This window comes from Massilia sp. Masssp93 (assembly GCF_059491295.1).
The window spans coordinates 432,395-448,329 of record NZ_CP168502.1 but is presented as its reverse complement, the minus strand read 5'-3'; the positions used below and the strand labels follow the sequence as shown (position 1 = coordinate 448,329).

Here is a 15,935-nt window from a genome sequence, read left to right as displayed (position 1 = left end):
TCCCCCTATTCCACCGACAGAATCCAGTCGCGCAGGGCGGCCACCTTCGGGTTGTCCTGGCGCGCCTCCGGATAGACCAGGTAGTAAGCGAACGTCTCCATGTGCGCCGGTTGCGCCAGCCTGACCAGGCGCCCTGCGCCCACCTCGTGCGCCACCATGGCGGCCGGCAGCAGGCCGGCACCCTGCCCGGCCAGCACGGCGCCGAGCAGCAGGCTGGAATCGTCGAACGACGGGCCGCGCGGCAGTCCGACGTCGTCCACGCCGTTCGCCTGGAACCACAGGCTCCACCCCTTGCGTTCGGCGTCATGGACATGCGGCCAGCGCGTCAGCGCCGCGGGTGCCGCGGGCAAGCCGTGGCGTGCGACGAGGGACGGCGCGGCCACCGGCACGATCTCGACGGATGCGACGCGATAACTCCGCAAGCCCGGATAGCGTCCGGCGCCGTGCCTGACGGCGGCGTCCACGCCGTCGCGTGAAAAATCGGCGAGCGCGGTGCTGGTGACGATGTGCAGGTCGATGCCCGGATGCAGGTCGCGGAACCGCTGCAGGCGCGGCATCAGCCACGCGGACGCGAAGAACGGCGTGACGCTCAGCGTCAGCGTGCCGGCATCCACGGATTCGACCAGGCGCTGCGTGGCCTGCGCAATCTGGCGGAAGGCGTTGCGGACGGGCGGCAGGTAGTCGCGGCCCGCCTGGGTCAGCAAGATCCCCCGGTTGACCCGATCGAACAGTTGCACGCCCAGGTGCGCCTCCAGCTGGCGGACCAGCTGGCTCACCGCGCCCGGGGTCACGCACAACTCCTCCGCCGCGGCTTTCACGGACAGGTGGCGCGCCGCGGCTTCGAATGCGCGCAGCGACTTCAAGGGAGGGACAGGGTCACGCATCATTTAGAAATTCTAAATTAAATCGGGCAGGAAAACTCGGTTGTTCGTAGTGCGGGCGGCGGATAGAGTGGGTGAAGTAAAACTATATCATCATCCTACAGGAGAACACATGACCGAACCCGCACGCCCCCTGCACTACCTCGACATCGGCGAGCTCGCGGGCATGATCCGGACCGGCAGCGTATCGTCCCGGGACGTGACGCGGGCGCTGCTCGATCGGATCGCGGCGCTGGACGGCGACCTGCATGCGTACGCCCAGGTGATGGCCGACGCCGCGCTCGCACAGGCCGCGGCGGCCGACAGGCAGATCGCGGCAGGCGGATGGCGCGGCCCCCTGCACGGCGTGCCGGTCGCGGTGAAGGACCTGTTCGACATCGAAGGCTGGCCGACGCGGGCCGGCATGCGGCTGCGCAGCCAGCCCGCGGCCGGCCGCGATGCGACGGTCGTGCGGCGCCTGAAAGAGGCCGGTGCGGTCCTCATCGGCAAACCCGAGCTCACCGAAGGCGCGTACTCCGACCACCACCCGCGCGTCATCCCGCCGCGCAATCCGTGGCGGGCGGACCATTGGCCGGGCATCTCGTCGAGCGGTTCCGGCGTTGCCGTCGCGGCGGGCATGGCGTATGGTTCGCTGGCTTCCGACACCGGCGGCTCGATCCGCTGGCCATCCGCCGCCAACGGCCTGACCGGCCTGAAGCCGACGTGGGGACGCGTGAGCCGCCACGGCGCGGCCGAGCTGGCGGCGTCGCTGGACCACGTCGGGACCATGGCGCGCAGCGCCGTCGATGCGGGCATCCTGCTCGGCGCCATCGCGGGCGCCGATCCGGACGACCCGACCGCATCGCTGGCCCCGGTCCCGGACTTCGCCGCCGCAGCCGGCGCCGGTGCCGGTGCCGGTCTTGCAGGCTTTCGCATCGGCGTCGACGCGGCGTGGAATCGCGATGACGTGGACGACGGCACGCGCCAGGTCCTCGCCGACGCCCTCGCGACATTCGCGGCGCTGGATGCGGAGATCGTCGACGTCCGCTTCCCCGCCGTGGCACAGGCCATCGCCGACTGGGTGCCGACCTGCGCCGTGGAGGCGGCCGTGGCGCACCAGGCCCGCTATCGCGCCATGCAGGACGATTACGGCGCCGTCCTCGCGGCGGTCATCGATGCGGGCCTGGCGCTGTCGGGCACCGATTACCAGGCCATCCTGCTGCGGCGCGCGGCGTTCCGCGGCCGCGTCGATCGCGTGATGGCAACGGTCGACGTCCTGCTCACGCCGGTGCAGCCGTTCGCGCCGCTCACGCTCGCGCAGATCCGGACGCTGGGCGCGCAGCCGGACCTCATCGCCAGACTGCAGCGCTACACCTGCCCGTTCAACATGTCCGGCCATCCGACGCTCACCCTGCCGGGCGGCTTCACTGCGCACGGCATGCCGGTCGGTATTCAGCTGGCGGCGCCCCGCTGGCGCGAGGATGCGCTCGTGCGGGCCGGCGCCGCGTTCCAGGCGCGGACGTCGTGGCATCGGCGCCATCCGGAGATGTAGCATGGGGCCGCGCATCTTCTACGGCTGGGTCGTCGTCGCGGCGGCGTTCGCGGTGTGTTTCGTCGGTTTCGGCTGCGCGTACACGTTCAGCGCATTCGTGCCCGCCCTGCAGCACGATTTCGAGGCGTCGCGCGGGTCCGTCTCGATCGTGTTTTCGCTGGCGGGATTCCTGTACTTTTCGCTCGGCGTCGTCAGCGGCCCGCTCGCGGACCGCTGGGGCGCGCAACGCCTGGCCATGCTCGGCATGCTGCTGGTGGGCGCCGGCCTGGCGCTGGCCGGCGTGGCGCACAGCCTCACGACCGTGTACGCCGCCTACGGCCTCGGCGTCGGCCTGGGCATCGGCTGCGCCTACGTTCCCGCGCTCGGCGCGGTGCAGCGCTGGTTCGTCAAGCGCCGCGGCTTCGCGTCGGGCCTGGCGGTCAGCGGCATCGGCGTCGGCACGCTGGTCATGCCGCCGCTCGCGACGGCGCTGATCGACGCGCTGGGATGGCGGACCGCCTACGTGGCGCTCGGGTGCGGCGCGGCGATCGTCGGCGTCGGCATGGCCTGGTTCATCGCAAACGATCCCGCGGACAAGGGCGCCTTACCGGACGGCGCATCCGCGGCCGCCGGCGGCGGTGGCGGCATGCCGCTGCGCGACGCGGTCAGGTCGCGGCAGTTCGCCTTGCTGTATGCGGCCTGCCTGGTCTGCTCGTTCGGCGTGTTCGTGCCGTTCGTCCACCTGGTGCCGTATGCGCTGGACCACGGGATCGGCCGCAAGGACGCCGCGTACCTGCTGGGGGCGATCGGCGTCGGCAGCACGGTGGGCCGCTTCTTCCTCGGCGGGCTCGCGGACCGGATCGGGCGCCAGGCCTTCCTGCTGGCGATGTTCGGCGGCATGGCCGCGGCGTTGGCAATATGGGCCGCCGCGACAGGTTTCGCGACGCTGGCCGGGTTCGCGCTGCTGTTCGGCCTGTTCTACGGCGGCTGGGTCGCCATCATGCCGCCCGTGGTGACGGACTTGTTCGGCAGCCGCCAGGTCGGCAGCATCATCGGCGTGCTGTACACGAGCGTCGCGGTGGGTACGCTCGTCGGCCCCACCGCGGCCGGCTACCTGTTCGACGCGAGCCGCAGCTATACCTTGCCGATCCTGGCCAGCGCGGCCTTCAACGTCGTCGCGGCGGGGATCGCCGCGGTGGCGGGGCGGCAGGCCAGGCCCGCCTGACGCGATTACCAGGCGTGCTCGGTGTTGCGCCACGCCGGCAGCGCCTGCACGCGCCCGAACCAGGCCAGCAGGTGCGGATAGTCGTCCAGCGGCAGGCGCGCCTTGTCCTTGTACATGAGCGGCGCCACGACGGCGAAGTCGGCCAGCGTCACGGCGTCGCCGACGAGCCAGTGGCGCGTGGCCAGGTGCCCGTCGAGCACGCGGGCCGTGTCGGCCAGGTCGGATTCGCCGCGCGCCACCTCGTTTGCGTCGGCATCGAGGCCCGTGACGAATTTCTTCCAGATGTGTTCCCACGTGAGCACGCCGATGGCCGGGGCGAAATGCTGGCACGCCCAGAACATCCAGCGGGTCACGTCGGCCCGCGCCCGGCGCGCCTGCGGCCACACGGTCTGGCCCGGCGTGCCGTCGGCCAGGTATTGCATGATCGCGCACGATTCCCACAGGATGAAGTCGCCGTCGATCAGCACCGGAAGCTTGCTGTTGGGATTGACTTCGCCGAGGCGGCGGCGGTCGTCCTGGCTGGCCAGGTTGATCTCGACGAGATCGAACGCGACGCCGAGATGGTCGGCCGCCAGCAGCACACGGCGGGTATTGGACGAATAGTGATTGTAGTAGAGCTGCATGGGTCGTCTCCTGTGCGTGAGTGGATGCAACGATGTTAAGACCCTGCCCTGACAGATTCTGTCAGGAGTACTCGGGAATGTCGTACTCCTGCCGCCAGCGCCGCAGCAGCTGATGGCGCGGCGACGGATAGCGTTCCGTGCTCGCCTCCACCCGTACGATGCGGTCGACGCGGAAGTGGCGGATCGCGGCGCGCAGTTCGCACCACGCGGCCATGACCCGCTTGCCCTCGAAAAAGGCGAGCGCGAACGGCCACACGATGCGCTCCGTCGCCGTATCGCGCTCGTCGCGGTAGGCGATGCGCAGCTTGCACTGGCGCCGGATCGCCTCGCGCGTGGGCTGGATGAACGCCTCGACCGGCACCGCGGCCGGAAACGCCGGCACCCACAGGCTCGTCTCGGCCATGTGGTCGCGCAGGTCGCGCGGCGTGGCGGTGGCGATCTTGGCCAGCGTGCGGTCGGCCGCGGCGGACAGCGCCGGGTCGCCCTGCTGGCGCACCCAGCGCGCGCCCAGCACGAGGGCTTCCAGTTCGTCGGCGTCGAACATCAGCGGCGGCAGGAAGAACCCGGTGCGCAGCAGGTAGCCGACGCCCGCCGAGCCGTCGACGGGCGCGCCCAGCTGCGCGAGGGTCTGGATGTCGCGGTAGATGGTGCGCTCGGACACGCCGAGGCGGTCGGCCAGGGCGCTGGCCGTCACCGGGCGGCGGTGGCCGCGCAGGGCATCCATCAGTTGGAACAGGCGGCCGGTGCGGCTCATGGCGTGCGGCGCGCCCGGCGGGGGCATCGATATTTCATGAACGGCATCATAGTACGCCGGCGCCGCCCGGTCCAGACGCCCCGCCCATCCGGCCGCACGACCAGTCATCCTGCATTTTCGGCAGTTCGTCGACACACTGTGGTCACCCGGTCGCCACGGATGTAGAGTGACTCCATCGCAACACGTCACGTCACAGGAGTCATCATGAACAAGACCGCTTTCCGCGAATTCGCCGCCACGATGGAAGACATCGCCCACGACATCGTCCGCGCGTGCCGCCGCGGCGCCCGCACCATCGCCGCCATGCCGTGGCCGGCGATGCTGGCCTGCTGCATCGCCCTCGCCTTCGTGATCAGCCTCCTGCCGCTGGCCCTGTTCCTGTTCGTCCTGTTCATGGGCCTCAAGGTCGTCATCGGGGCGTTCGCCGTCGACCACCGCCGCACGCACCGCGAACCCTACGGCAAGCAATAAGCAGGGGAACGGCATGCGCGCCAGCGACATCAACCGCGTACTCGACTTCGTGCGCGACGCCTTCAACGAAGCCAGCAAGCTGTGGTGGCGCTTTTTCGACTGGCTCGCCGTCGTCGAGTGGCGCCAGCTGTTCCTCACGTGGTTCTTCGTGCTGATCTTCTTCGGGATGCTGAACACGCCCGAGCCGGGGGTCTGGTACATCTTCATCTCGTTCGCCGTCAAGGTGCTGGCGGGCGGCAAGCGCAAGGCCGAACTGACGGCGCGCGAGGCGACGGCGCAGGCCAACGTGGCGACGCTGGAACGCCGCCTGATGGAAGCGCAGATGGCCGCGCTGCAGGCGCAGGTCGAGCCGCACTTCCTGTTCAACACGCTGGCCCTGATCGGCCAGCTGATCGAGACCGACCCACAGGAAGCGGCGCGCGTGCACGCCCACCTGATCGACTACCTGCGCTCGACCTTGCCGCAGATGCGCCAGCGCGGCGGCGCCACGCTCGGCAAGCAGGTCGAGCTATCGCGGGCCTATCTGGCCATCATGCAGGCGCGGATGAAAGAGCGCCTGCAGGTGCGCTTCGACGTGCCCGACTTCCTCGGCAGCGCGCCGTTCCCGCCGATGATGCTGCAAACGCTGATCGAGAACGCCATCAAGCACGGCCTGGAACCCAAGATCGAAGGCGGCACCGTCGCCGTGCGCGCGCATGTCGTGGGGGCAGACCTGCACGTGGAAGTGTGCGACGATGGCGTCGGCATCGACCCGCACGCGGACGACGGCGTCGGCCTCGCCAACATCCGCGAGCGCCTGCAACTGCTGTACGGCGCGGATGCCGCACTGGACATCATGACCCCGCCGGGCGGCGGCGCCTGCGCCACGATCCGGCTCCCCTACAAGATGATGGAGGACGCATGAAGCCTGAAGAACGCCCCGTCACCGCGCTGGTCGCCGACGACGAGGCGCCCATGCGCGACCTGCTGCGCGCGCGCCTCGCGGTCGCGTGGCCGGGATTGCAGATCGTGGCCGAGGCGGCGAACGGCGTGGAAGCCGTCGAGCTGGGCGAACGGCACCGGCCCGACATCGCCTTCCTCGACATCCGCATGCCGGGACTGTCCGGCATCGAGGCGGCGCGCCGGCTGTACGAGCGTTCGCACATCGTGTTCGCCACGGCCTACGACCAGTACGCGCTGGACGCGTTCGAACAGGGCGCGCTCGACTACCTCCTGAAACCCGTGTCCGCCGAGCGGCTCGCGACCACGTGCGCACGCCTGCAGGCGCGCCTGCGCGCGCGCGCAAGGGCAGAGAACGGCGCCGATGCGGCACCGCCGCAAGACATCGGCCAGCAACTGGCCAGGCTGACCACGCTGCTGGAAAACAAGGGCAAGCCGGACAAGCCGGCCTACCTGCGCTGGATCCAGGCCCAGGTCGGCTCCAGCCTGCGCATGGTGAGCACGCGCGAGGTGCTGTTCTTCCAGTCCGACGAAAAATACACACGGGTGCAGACGGTCGGCGCGGAATTTCTGATTCGCAAGACACTGAAGGAATTGCTGGACGAGCTCGACCCGGACGAGTTCTGGCGCATCCATCGCTCCACGCTCGTGCGCGTGGACGCCATCGCCGAGGTCAAGCGCGACCTGCGCGGGCGCCAGATGCTGAAGGTGCGCGGCTATCCGGGCGAGCTGGAAGTCAGCCGCAATCACAGCTATCTGTTCCAGCAGATGTGAATCGGCGCATTTTCTCGTCTTCTGCTGCTAGCATGGAGGCTCGTCGACCCGACAGGAGCCCGCCATGCCCTCGCTCGCCATCCCCTGCCTGCGCTACCGCGACACCCCGGCCGCCATCGACTGGCTGTGCGAAGTCTTCGGCTTCGCGTGCCAGGTCGCCGTGCCCGGCATCGACGGCGCCATCGCCCACGCGCAACTGACGCTCGGCGACGGCATGATCATGCTGGGCTCGGTCAGCGAGGAAGGCGAATATGGCAAGGTGCTCGTGCAGCCGGACGAGATCAAGGGCCGCCAGACGCAGACCGTCTACCTGCAGGTGAACGACGCCGACCGCGTGTGCGAGCGCGCGCGCAATGCCGGCGCCGTCATCCTGCAGGAACCGGCCGACACGGAATTCGGCAGCCGCGGCTTCATGTGCCGCGATCCCGAGGGCCATGTGTGGAACGTCGGGACGTATGATCCGTGGAAGCCGGAGGATTTGTTCAGATCGGGCTCGTGACGCCATCAGCAGCGTCGTTCCCGCGCAGGCGCGAATCCGATTTGCTTGCGCAGTCGAGACGCTGAACTTGGGCCCCCGCCTGCGCGGGGGCGACGGGGTTGGCGAGGCGACGTAGCTGGCGCGGACGCGGCGTCAGCGCCTGTGCCGGCGGTCAAGGGCGTCGTTCCCGCGCAGGCGGGAACCCAATTTGCTCGAGCAGTCAGGACGCTGAACTTGGGCCCCCGCCTGCGCGGGGGCGACGGGGTTGGCGAGGCGACGTAGCTGGCGCGGACGCGGCGTCAGCGCCTGTGCCGGCGGTCAAGGGCGTCGTTCCCGCGCAGGCGCGAATCCGATTTGCTTGCGCAGTCGAGACGCTGAACTTGGGCCCCCGCCTGCGCGGGGGCGACGGGGTTGGCGAGGCGACGTAGCTGGCGCGGACACGGCGTCAGCGCCTGTGCCGGCGGTCAAGGGCGTCGTTCCCGCGCAGGCGGGAACCCAATTTGCTCGAGCAGTCAGGACGCTGAACTTGGGCCCCCGCCTGCGCGGGGGCGACGGGGTTGGCGAGGCGACGTAGCTGGCGCGGACGCGGCGTCAGCGCCTGTGCCGGCGGTCAAGGGCGTCGTTCCCGCGCAGGCGGGAACCCAATTTGCTCGAGCAGTCGGGACGCTGAACTTGGGCCCCCGCCTGCGCGGGGGCGACGTAATTTTGCGCGGGGGCGACGTAATTTTGCGCGGGTGCGACGTATTTTGCGCGGGTGCGACGTAATTTGCGCGGGCGCGGCGTGAGTGCCCGTGCCGGCAACCGAGCTCAGCTGAACAACCCTTCGTCCGATCCATCCCCGTCGAAGAACCCCTGTCCACCGTCCAGGCTGCCATTGTCGACGCTGCTGTCGAACAATCCTTCGGACGACGTGCCATTGTCCAGCACCCGGTCGACATCACCGACGCCCGCCTGGTCGGCCAGCGAACTGCCGGACTGGTCGTTGAAAAGGTTGTTGGATGGATCGTCGCTGTCCAGCAGGCGGTTGCCGCCGCCGTGGTGGCCAAACATGTTTTCCAGGCCCTGGAACAGGAAGCCGCCGGCCGCCACGCCCGCCGCCGTCGCCGCGATCGAGCCCAGCGTGCCGCCGAAACCGCCCCGCAAGAAGCCGGACGACGGCGCCGACTGGTACTGCGGCTGATATTGCGGCTGATACTGCGGTTGATATTGCGGCTGGGATTGATAAGGCTGCTGGGTGTCGCGCTGGTAGGACTGGGCCGGTTGCGTCCTGCCGCTATTGCCCCAGGAATTGGCGTCGAGGAATTCGCCGCTACCTTGCTGGCCGGAATGCTGCTGGTCCAGCCGGCTCTCCAGGCCGGCGACGCGCTGTTTGGCATTCTTCAGCGCCTGGTCGAGCAGCAAGGCGCGCTGCACCAGCAGATAGGCGGCGTCCGGCTGCTGGGCGACCGCGCGCTGGATCAGGGCATCCGCTTCAGGGTCCTTCTGGATGCCATGTGCCTGGACCAGCTGGTTCAGGAAATCGTTCAACATCTGCGAATCTTGCGGGCTCATGACGTCTGCTCCTTTGAATGACCGGATAGCCCACATGTTGTGGGCGTGTCCCTGAATTCAAGTTTGCCAGCATCCGAATCCGGTTGGCTTAACGGGCGCTGAATCGCCCGCCAGGCTCACTGCTTCAGGTCCCAGCCGCCGAACGCGTTCGGCAATTGCGCGGCGGCCGTCGTTTCCAGCACGTCGCCCTTGAGGTTCGTGAGCACGATGGGGAGGTCGTTGCCGCCCAGTTCCAGGATCACCTGGCGGCAGGCGCCGCACGGGGCGATGGGGCCGTCCGTGTCGCCGATCACGGCCAGCGCCGCGAAGTCGCCCGGCGCATAGCCGTGGGCGATGGCCGAGAAGAACGCCGTGCGCTCCGCGCAGTTGCACAGGCCGTAGGACGCGTTCTCGACGTTACAACCGCGGAACACACGGCCATCCCTGGTTTCGAGCGCGGCGCCCACCTTGAAGCGCGAGTAAGGCGTGTAGGCCAGTTCGCGCGCGGCGCGGGCTTCGTCGATCAGTTTTTCGTATTTCATGGGTAGCTCCCCGGAGCGTCGTCCCCGCGAAGGCGGGGACCCAAGTTCTGCCAGCACTATCGAAACGCAAGCAAGATCAGGCTCCCGCCTCCGCGGGAGCGACGGTTGATGTTGTCGTCTTAAGGCCGAATCGTCTTGTAGATCATCGGCTGCGCCGCCGGCCGTTCGGCCGCGATGCGGTATGCCGCCTGCACTTCGCGCACGGCGCGTTCGGCGGCGTCCTGCGTGCGTGCGTGCACGAGCGCGAGCGGCTGGCCGGCGTCGATCCACGTGCCCAGCTCGACGAGGTCCGTCAGGCCGACGGCGAAGTCGATCGGGTCCTGCGGCCGGATGCGGCCGCCGCCCAGTCCGACGACGGCCAGGCCCAGGCCGCGGCAATCCGTCGCGGACGCGTAGCCGCCTTCCAGCGCGGGCACGGGCACGACGATCGGTGCTGTCGCCAGGTGCGCATCCGGATTGTCCATCAGGTCGGCCGGGCCGCCCAGCGCGGCCACCATGCGCGCGAAGCGCTCGGCCGCCTCGCCCGAATCGAGCGCCTGCTGCAGTTTTGCGCGCGCTTCGGTGTCGCTGGCCGCGAGCCCGGAAATGACGAGCATCTCGGCGCACAGCGCCATCGTCACCTCGTGCAGGCGCGCGGGACGCGATTTGCCGGTCAGGTAGTCGATCGCGACGCGCACCTCGACGGCATTGCCCGCCGCCGGGCACAGCGACTCGTTCATGCCGGTCAGGATCGCGGACGTGCGCGTGCCGGCGCCGTTGCCGACGTGGACGATGGATTCTGCCAGCTCGACGGATTTTTCGTAGGTCGGCATGAACGCGCCGCTCCCGGCCTTGACGTCCATGACGAGAGCATCCAGGCCCGCCGCCAGCTTCTTCGACAGGATCGAGCCGGTGATCATGGCGACGGATTCCACGGTCGCCGTCGTGTCGCGGATGCTGTAGAAACGCTTGTCGGCCGGCGCCAGCTGTGCGGTCTGGCCGATGATGGCGACGCCCACGTCCTTGACGATCTTGCGGAACAGTTCCGGATCCGGCACGGTGCAGTAGCCGGGGATCGAATCGAATTTATCGAGCGTGCCGCCCGTGTGGCCGAGGCCGCGGCCGGATATCATCGGCACGAAGCCGCCGCACGCGGCGACCATCGGGCCGAGCATCAGCGAGACGACGTCGCCGACGCCGCCCGTCGAGTGCTTGTCGACGACGGGGCCGGGCAGGTTCAGCGACTTCCACTCCATCACCTGGCCGGAATCGCGCATCGCGAGCGTGAAGGCGACACGTTCAATCATCGTCATGTCGTTGAAGTAGACGGCCATCGCGAGCGCGGCGATCTGGCCTTCGGTGACGCTGCCGTCGGGGATGCCGCGCACGAAGAAGCGGATCTCTTCCGGGGTCAAGGTGCCGCCGTCGCGTTTTTTGCGGACGATTTCCTGGGGGAGGAACATAGTTTATCCCGATTCAAATGCTGTCTTCAAAACGTCGTTCCCGCGGAGGCGGGAACCCAATTTACGCTGGCTCAGCGCGCAAAACTTGGATTCCCGCCTGCGCGGGAACGACGGGATTTTGGGGTTCCAGGCTTTAAACGCCGTACGGAATCCACACGTTCTTCACCTGGCTCGCATGCTGCAGCACCGTCCGCCCGCATGCCTGCTTCGCATCGAACCAGTCGCGCCCTTTCGCGCCGCCCGTCCACGTGCGCTTCAGCGATTCCGCCGCCAGGCGCTCCACTTCCGCGCAGCCGTCCGCCGACCCGTCGTGGCGCCACACGGCATCCACGTCGAAGTGCGACGCCAGCGTGCGCGCCAGTTCGTCGTGGCTGCCGGTGACGATGTTCAGCGCGCCGCCCGGCAGGTCGGACGTGTCCAGCACCTGGTACAGGTCCGTGCTCGAGAGCGGATGCGCTTCCGACGGCACCGCGATCACGCGGTTGCCCAGCGCCAGCGCCGGCGCGACGAGCGAGATGAAACCCAGCAGCGGGTTCTCGTTCGGGCACACGATGCCGATCACACCCACCGGTTCGTTCAGCGCGACGGTAATGCCGTGCATCGGCGGCTGGTGCGCCTGGCCGTCGTATTTGTCGGCCCATGCGGCCCAGTAGAACAGGCGCTCGATCGATGCCTGCACTTCGCGCGCGGCATCCTTGGCGCCCGTCTGCGCGGTGATGCGCGCGGCAAATTCGTCGGCCCGCACGGCCAGGTTTTCGGCGATGTAGTACAGCACCTGCGCGCGGTTGTGCGCAGTGGCCTTCGACCAGCCGGCCGCCTTGTGCGCGCTTTCCACGGCGTTGCGGATGTCCTTGCGGTTGCCCTCGCCCACGTCGGCCAGGAACTCGCCGTTCGCGCCCGCGATCGCGCGGCTGTACGCGCCGTCCGGGCGCGCCTGCTTGCCGCCGATGTACAGCTTGGCGGTGCGGTCGACGGCGAACGGGCTGTCGCCGGCGGCCAGCTTCACTTTCCCAGTTTGCTTCAACTGAGCGGCGAGGACCGGTGCCGCGGGACGGGCATCTTCCGCCAGCGGCATCAGGTACTCGTACATGCCCTCTTTGCCGCCCTCGCGGCCGAAGCCCGATTCCTTGTAGCCGCCGAAGCCGCACGCGGCATCGAACTGGTTCGCCGTGTTGATCCACACGACGCCGGCCTTGATCTGCGGGGCGACGTCGAGCGCGAGGCTGATCGATTCGCTCCACACGCAGGCCGCGAGGCCGTACACGGTATTGTTCGCGAGCTGCACGGCCTCGCCCGGCGTGCGGAAGCTCGACGCGACGAGCACCGGTCCGAAGATCTCCGTCTGCGCGACGACGGCGGACGTCGACGCGCCCGTGATCAGGGTCGGCAGATACCATGCGCCGGCTTGCGGCGTCTCGGCTTCCGGCTGCCAGATCTCGCAGCCTTCGGCGCGCGCGGATTCGACGAGGCCGTGGATGCGCTGCTGCTGCACCGGGTCGACCAGCGCCCCGATGTCGTTCGATTTGTCCAGCGGCGAGCCGACGCGCAGGTTGCGCATGCGCGCCTTGACCTTGTCGATGAAGCGCGGGTAGACGGTTTCCTGCACGAGCAGGCGCGAACCGGCGCAGCAGACCTGGCCCTGGTTGAACCAGATCGAATCGACGAGGCCTTCGACGGCCGCATCGAGGTCGGCGTCGTCGAACACGATGAACGGCGACTTGCCGCCCAGTTCCAGCGACAGTTTCTTGCCCGTGCCGGCCGTGGCCTTGCGGATGATGCGGCCGACTTCCGTCGAACCGGTGAACGCGAGCTTGTCGATGCCCGGATGGTTGACGATCGCCTCGCCCACGCGGCCATCGCCCGTGACGATGTTGACGACGCCCGCCGGCACGCCGGCCTGCTGGCAGATCTCGGCGAACAGCAGCGCGGTCAAGGACGTGAACTCGGCCGGCTTGAACACGACGGTATTGCCGGCGGCGAGCGCGGGTGCGATCTTCCATGCCAGCATCAGGAGCGGGAAGTTCCACGGCACGATCTGGCCCACGACGCCGACGGCGCGGTAGTCCGCGAATTCTTCCGATTGCAGCTGGGCCCAGCCGGCGTGGTGATAAAAGTGGCGGGCGGCCAGCGGCAGGTCGGCGTCGCGCGTCTCGCGGATGGTCTTGCCGTTGTCCAGGGTTTCCAGCACGGCGAACAGGCGCGCATGCTTCTGCAGCAGGCGCGCCAGCGCGTACAGCACCTTCGCGCGGCCGTGGCCGCCCATGGCGACCCAGCCCGGCTGCGCGCGGCGCGCGGCATCGACGGCGCGGTCCACGTCGGCCTGTGCGGCCTGCGTCACCTGCGCCAGCTCGCTGCCGTCGGCGGGGTTGAACGAGCCGAAGGTCTCGTTCGCGTCCGTCCAGGCGCCGTCGACGAACAGGCCGAAACGGCGGCCATGCGACTCCAGCCACGCTTGCGCTTCCTTGGTGCTCTCGGGTGCGGGGCCGTAATCCATGGTCTGAAGAATCTCTTTAATTGTGGGCATGGCGAATCATCCGTTGTCGGTTCAAGGTTGCGCGTGGCGATGGGCCGCCGAGTAGCTGCCGGTGACGTAATGTTCGAGCTGGCGCTCGATGTCGGTCAGCAGGCTCGATGCGCCGATGCGGAACAGGTGCGGCTGCAGCCATTCGTTGCCCAGCTCTTCCTTCATCACGGTCAGGTATTGGAGTGCCGTCTTGGCGGAGGACACACCCCCGGCCGGCTTGTAGCCGACCTTGTAGCCGGTGCGTTCGTAGTACTCGCGGATCGCGCGTACCATCACCAGCGACACGGGAATGGTCGCATTCACACCTTCCTTGCCGGTCGATGTCTTGATGAAATCGGCGCCTGCCATCATGCAGACCCACGATGCTTTTGCTACGTTCTCTAAGGTGACGAGATCGCCCGTCGCGAGGATCGCCTTCACGTGCGCCTCGCCGCACGCCTGGCGGTAGGCGAGCATCTCGTCGTACAGCGCCTGCCAGTTCCCGGTCAGGACGTGCTGGCGCGTGATCACGATGTCGATCTCGGTGGCGCCGGCGGCCACGGACAGTTCGATCTCGCGGATCTTCGTTTCCAGGCTGGAGAGGCCGGCCGGGAACGCGGTCGACACCGCGGCGATCGGCAGGCGGCCCTGCAGCACGTGCACGGCCGGCTGGATCATCTCGTGGTACACGCACACGGCGCCTGTCGTCAGGTTGTCGAGGCCCAGTGCCTGCATCAGGTCCGCGCGCAGCGGGCGCATGGCCTTGCGGCACAGGCGCTCGACGCGGCCCGGCGTGTCGTCGCCCGACAGCGTGGTCAGGTCGATGCACTCGATGGCGCGGATCAGCCACGCGGCCTGGTACTCCTTCTTGACCGTGCGGCGGTTCGCCAGGCTGGCGGCGCGGCGGTCGGCGGCGTTGCGGTTGACCTTCAGGTGGTTGATCCAGCCCAGGTCCAGCTCGATGGCCGTGTTACGTTGAAAATCCAGGTTCGGGCTCATAGCAAAGCGGTTCCGTTGGCAAGGGGTTGGACGCCGAGGTGGTGCGCCAGCGTGGCGCCGATGTCGGCGAACGTGTCGGACACGGGCAGCTCGCGCGCGGGCGCGGCCGGGCCGAAGAACAGCATCGGGATGTGTTCGCGCGTGTGGTCGGAGCCGGGCCACGTCGGGTCGCAGCCGTGGTCCGCCGTGATGACGACGAGGTCGCCCTCTTTCAGCCTGGCGACGAAGTCCGGCAGGCGAGCATCCAGCTCGTGCAGCGCGTTCGCATAACCGGCGACGTCGCGGCGGTGGCCGAAGTGCATGTCGAAGTCGACGAAGTTCACGAACGTGAGCGATTTATCGGGCGCGGTATCGACCACTTCCAGCAGGCGGTCGAACAACGCCATGTTGTCCGCGCCCTTGATCAGTTGCGTGACGCCCTGGCCCGCGAAGATGTCGCTGATCTTGCCCAGCGCGATCACCTCGCCGCCGGCATCCTTCACGTGATCGAGCAACGTGGGCGCGACGGGCGGCACGGCGTAGTCGTGGCGGTTGCTCGTGCGCTTGTAGTTGCCGTTGGCGCCCGTGAACGGACGCGCGATCACGCGGCCGATATTGTACGGCTTGACCAGTTCGTACGCGGCTTCGCACACGGCGTACAAGCGCTCCAGGCCGAAGTGTTCCTCGTGCGCGGCGATCTGCATCACCGAGTCGGCCGACGTATAGATGATCGGCTTGCCCGTCGCGACGTGTTCGTCGCCCAGTTCCGTGATGATGGTCGTGCCGGATGCGTGGCAGTTGCCCAGCCAGCCCGGCACGTTCGTCATCCCGGCCAGCTTGTCGGTCAGCGCTTGCGGGAACGTGGGGACGGTCTTCGGGAAGTAGCCCCAGTCGAACAGCACGGGCACGCCGGCGATTTCCCAGTGGCCGCTCTGCGTGTCCTTGCCCGTCGAGCGCTCGCGCGCGACGCTCCACGCGCCGGTGAAGCCGTCGCGCTTGTCGAAGCCGGCCGGCCATGCGCCGCTCGCCTTGTGCGCGGCGGCGCCGAGGCCGATCGCTTCGAGGTTCGGCAGCGCCATCGGCTTGCCCGCATCGAGCGCCCACTTCGCGATGTGGCCGAGGGTGTTGGCGCCCGCGTCGCCGTATTTGTCGGCATCGGGCAAGGCACCGAGGCCGAAGGAGTCCAGCAGGAGGATGAATGCGCGTGACATAAAGTTATCCCTTGTCCCGTCGCCCCCGCGCAGGCGGGGGTCCAATTTGCACGCGTTATCGGAACGCATGCGGT

15 protein-coding genes are annotated in these 15,935 nt (G+C 68.5%); 6 read left to right on the top strand and 9 right to left on the bottom strand.

The window, feature by feature from the left end:
- Positions 1-5: 5 nt before the first annotated feature.
- A complete protein-coding gene (gcvA, locus tag ACEN9Q_RS02075) occupies positions 6-887 on the bottom strand; it encodes a transcriptional regulator GcvA (protein WP_495627196.1) in 882 nt (293 codons plus the stop codon).
- Between the two features lie 106 nt (positions 888-993).
- Between gcvA and ACEN9Q_RS02070 the strand changes: the two genes are divergently transcribed.
- Positions 994-2,412 carry an amidase gene (locus tag ACEN9Q_RS02070; protein WP_495627195.1) on the top strand — a complete coding sequence of 473 codons (1,419 nt, stop codon included), beginning with the start codon at positions 994-996 and terminating at the stop codon, positions 2,410-2,412.
- A 1-nt stretch (position 2,413) separates the two neighbouring features.
- Positions 2,414-3,616, top strand: coding sequence for an MFS transporter (locus ACEN9Q_RS02065; protein WP_495627194.1), 1,203 nt, complete (start codon positions 2,414-2,416; stop codon positions 3,614-3,616).
- Positions 3,617-3,621: 5 nt separating this feature from the next.
- On the opposite strand, the gene ACEN9Q_RS02060 is transcribed toward ACEN9Q_RS02065, so the two are convergent.
- Positions 3,622-4,239, bottom strand: coding sequence for a glutathione S-transferase family protein (locus tag ACEN9Q_RS02060; protein ID WP_495627193.1), 618 nt, complete (start codon positions 4,237-4,239; stop codon positions 3,622-3,624).
- Positions 4,240-4,300: 61 nt separating this feature from the next.
- Positions 4,301-5,020, bottom strand: coding sequence for a helix-turn-helix transcriptional regulator (locus tag ACEN9Q_RS02055; RefSeq protein WP_495627192.1), 720 nt, complete (start codon positions 5,018-5,020; stop codon positions 4,301-4,303).
- Positions 5,021-5,197: 177 nt separating this feature from the next.
- On the opposite strand from ACEN9Q_RS02055, the gene ACEN9Q_RS02050 reads away from it, so the two are divergent.
- The 4 genes from ACEN9Q_RS02050 to ACEN9Q_RS02035 all read left to right on the top strand — a co-directional run bounded on the left by ACEN9Q_RS02050 (position 5,198) and on the right by ACEN9Q_RS02035 (position 7,676).
- On the top strand, positions 5,198-5,464 hold the full coding sequence (locus tag ACEN9Q_RS02050; protein ID WP_495627191.1) for a hypothetical protein: 267 nt from the start codon (positions 5,198-5,200) through the stop codon (positions 5,462-5,464).
- A gap of 13 nt (positions 5,465-5,477) precedes the next feature.
- Positions 5,478-6,368: a sensor histidine kinase gene (locus ACEN9Q_RS02045; protein ID WP_495627190.1), complete on the top strand. Its 891-nt coding sequence runs from the start codon at positions 5,478-5,480 to the stop codon at positions 6,366-6,368.
- Positions 6,365-7,177: a LytR/AlgR family response regulator transcription factor gene (locus tag ACEN9Q_RS02040; RefSeq protein ID WP_495627189.1), complete on the top strand. Its 813-nt coding sequence runs from the start codon at positions 6,365-6,367 to the stop codon at positions 7,175-7,177. The genes ACEN9Q_RS02045 and ACEN9Q_RS02040 overlap by 4 nt, the downstream gene beginning before the upstream one ends.
- A gap of 64 nt (positions 7,178-7,241) precedes the next feature.
- A complete protein-coding gene (locus tag ACEN9Q_RS02035; RefSeq protein WP_495627188.1) occupies positions 7,242-7,676 on the top strand; it encodes a VOC family protein in 435 nt (144 codons plus the stop codon).
- Between the two features lie 786 nt (positions 7,677-8,462).
- On the opposite strand, the gene ACEN9Q_RS02030 is transcribed toward ACEN9Q_RS02035, so the two are convergent.
- The 6 genes from ACEN9Q_RS02030 to ACEN9Q_RS02005 form a co-directional block, all read right to left on the bottom strand.
- Complete coding sequence (locus ACEN9Q_RS02030) at positions 8,463-9,206, bottom strand: DUF2076 domain-containing protein (protein ID WP_495627187.1); 744 nt, start codon at positions 9,204-9,206, stop codon at positions 8,463-8,465.
- A 116-nt stretch (positions 9,207-9,322) separates the two neighbouring features.
- Positions 9,323-9,727: a cytidine deaminase gene (locus ACEN9Q_RS02025; protein WP_056444850.1), complete on the bottom strand. Its 405-nt coding sequence runs from the start codon at positions 9,725-9,727 to the stop codon at positions 9,323-9,325.
- A 119-nt stretch (positions 9,728-9,846) separates the two neighbouring features.
- Positions 9,847-11,169: a thymidine phosphorylase gene (gene deoA, locus ACEN9Q_RS02020; RefSeq protein ID WP_495627186.1), complete on the bottom strand. Its 1,323-nt coding sequence runs from the start codon at positions 11,167-11,169 to the stop codon at positions 9,847-9,849.
- Between the two features lie 133 nt (positions 11,170-11,302).
- Positions 11,303-13,693 (bottom strand): aldehyde dehydrogenase family protein, encoded by a 2,391-nt coding sequence (locus ACEN9Q_RS02015; protein ID WP_495627185.1) that lies wholly within the window; start codon positions 13,691-13,693, stop codon positions 11,303-11,305.
- 21 nt (positions 13,694-13,714) lie between these two features.
- A complete protein-coding gene (gene deoC / locus ACEN9Q_RS02010) occupies positions 13,715-14,671 on the bottom strand; it encodes a deoxyribose-phosphate aldolase (protein WP_056444841.1) in 957 nt (318 codons plus the stop codon).
- The gene (locus ACEN9Q_RS02005) at positions 14,668-15,861 is read right to left on the bottom strand and encodes a phosphopentomutase (RefSeq protein WP_495627184.1); all 1,194 of its coding nucleotides are present in this window, start codon (positions 15,859-15,861) and stop codon (positions 14,668-14,670) included. The genes deoC and ACEN9Q_RS02005 overlap by 4 nt, the downstream gene beginning before the upstream one ends.
- Positions 15,862-15,935 lie beyond the last annotated feature (74 nt).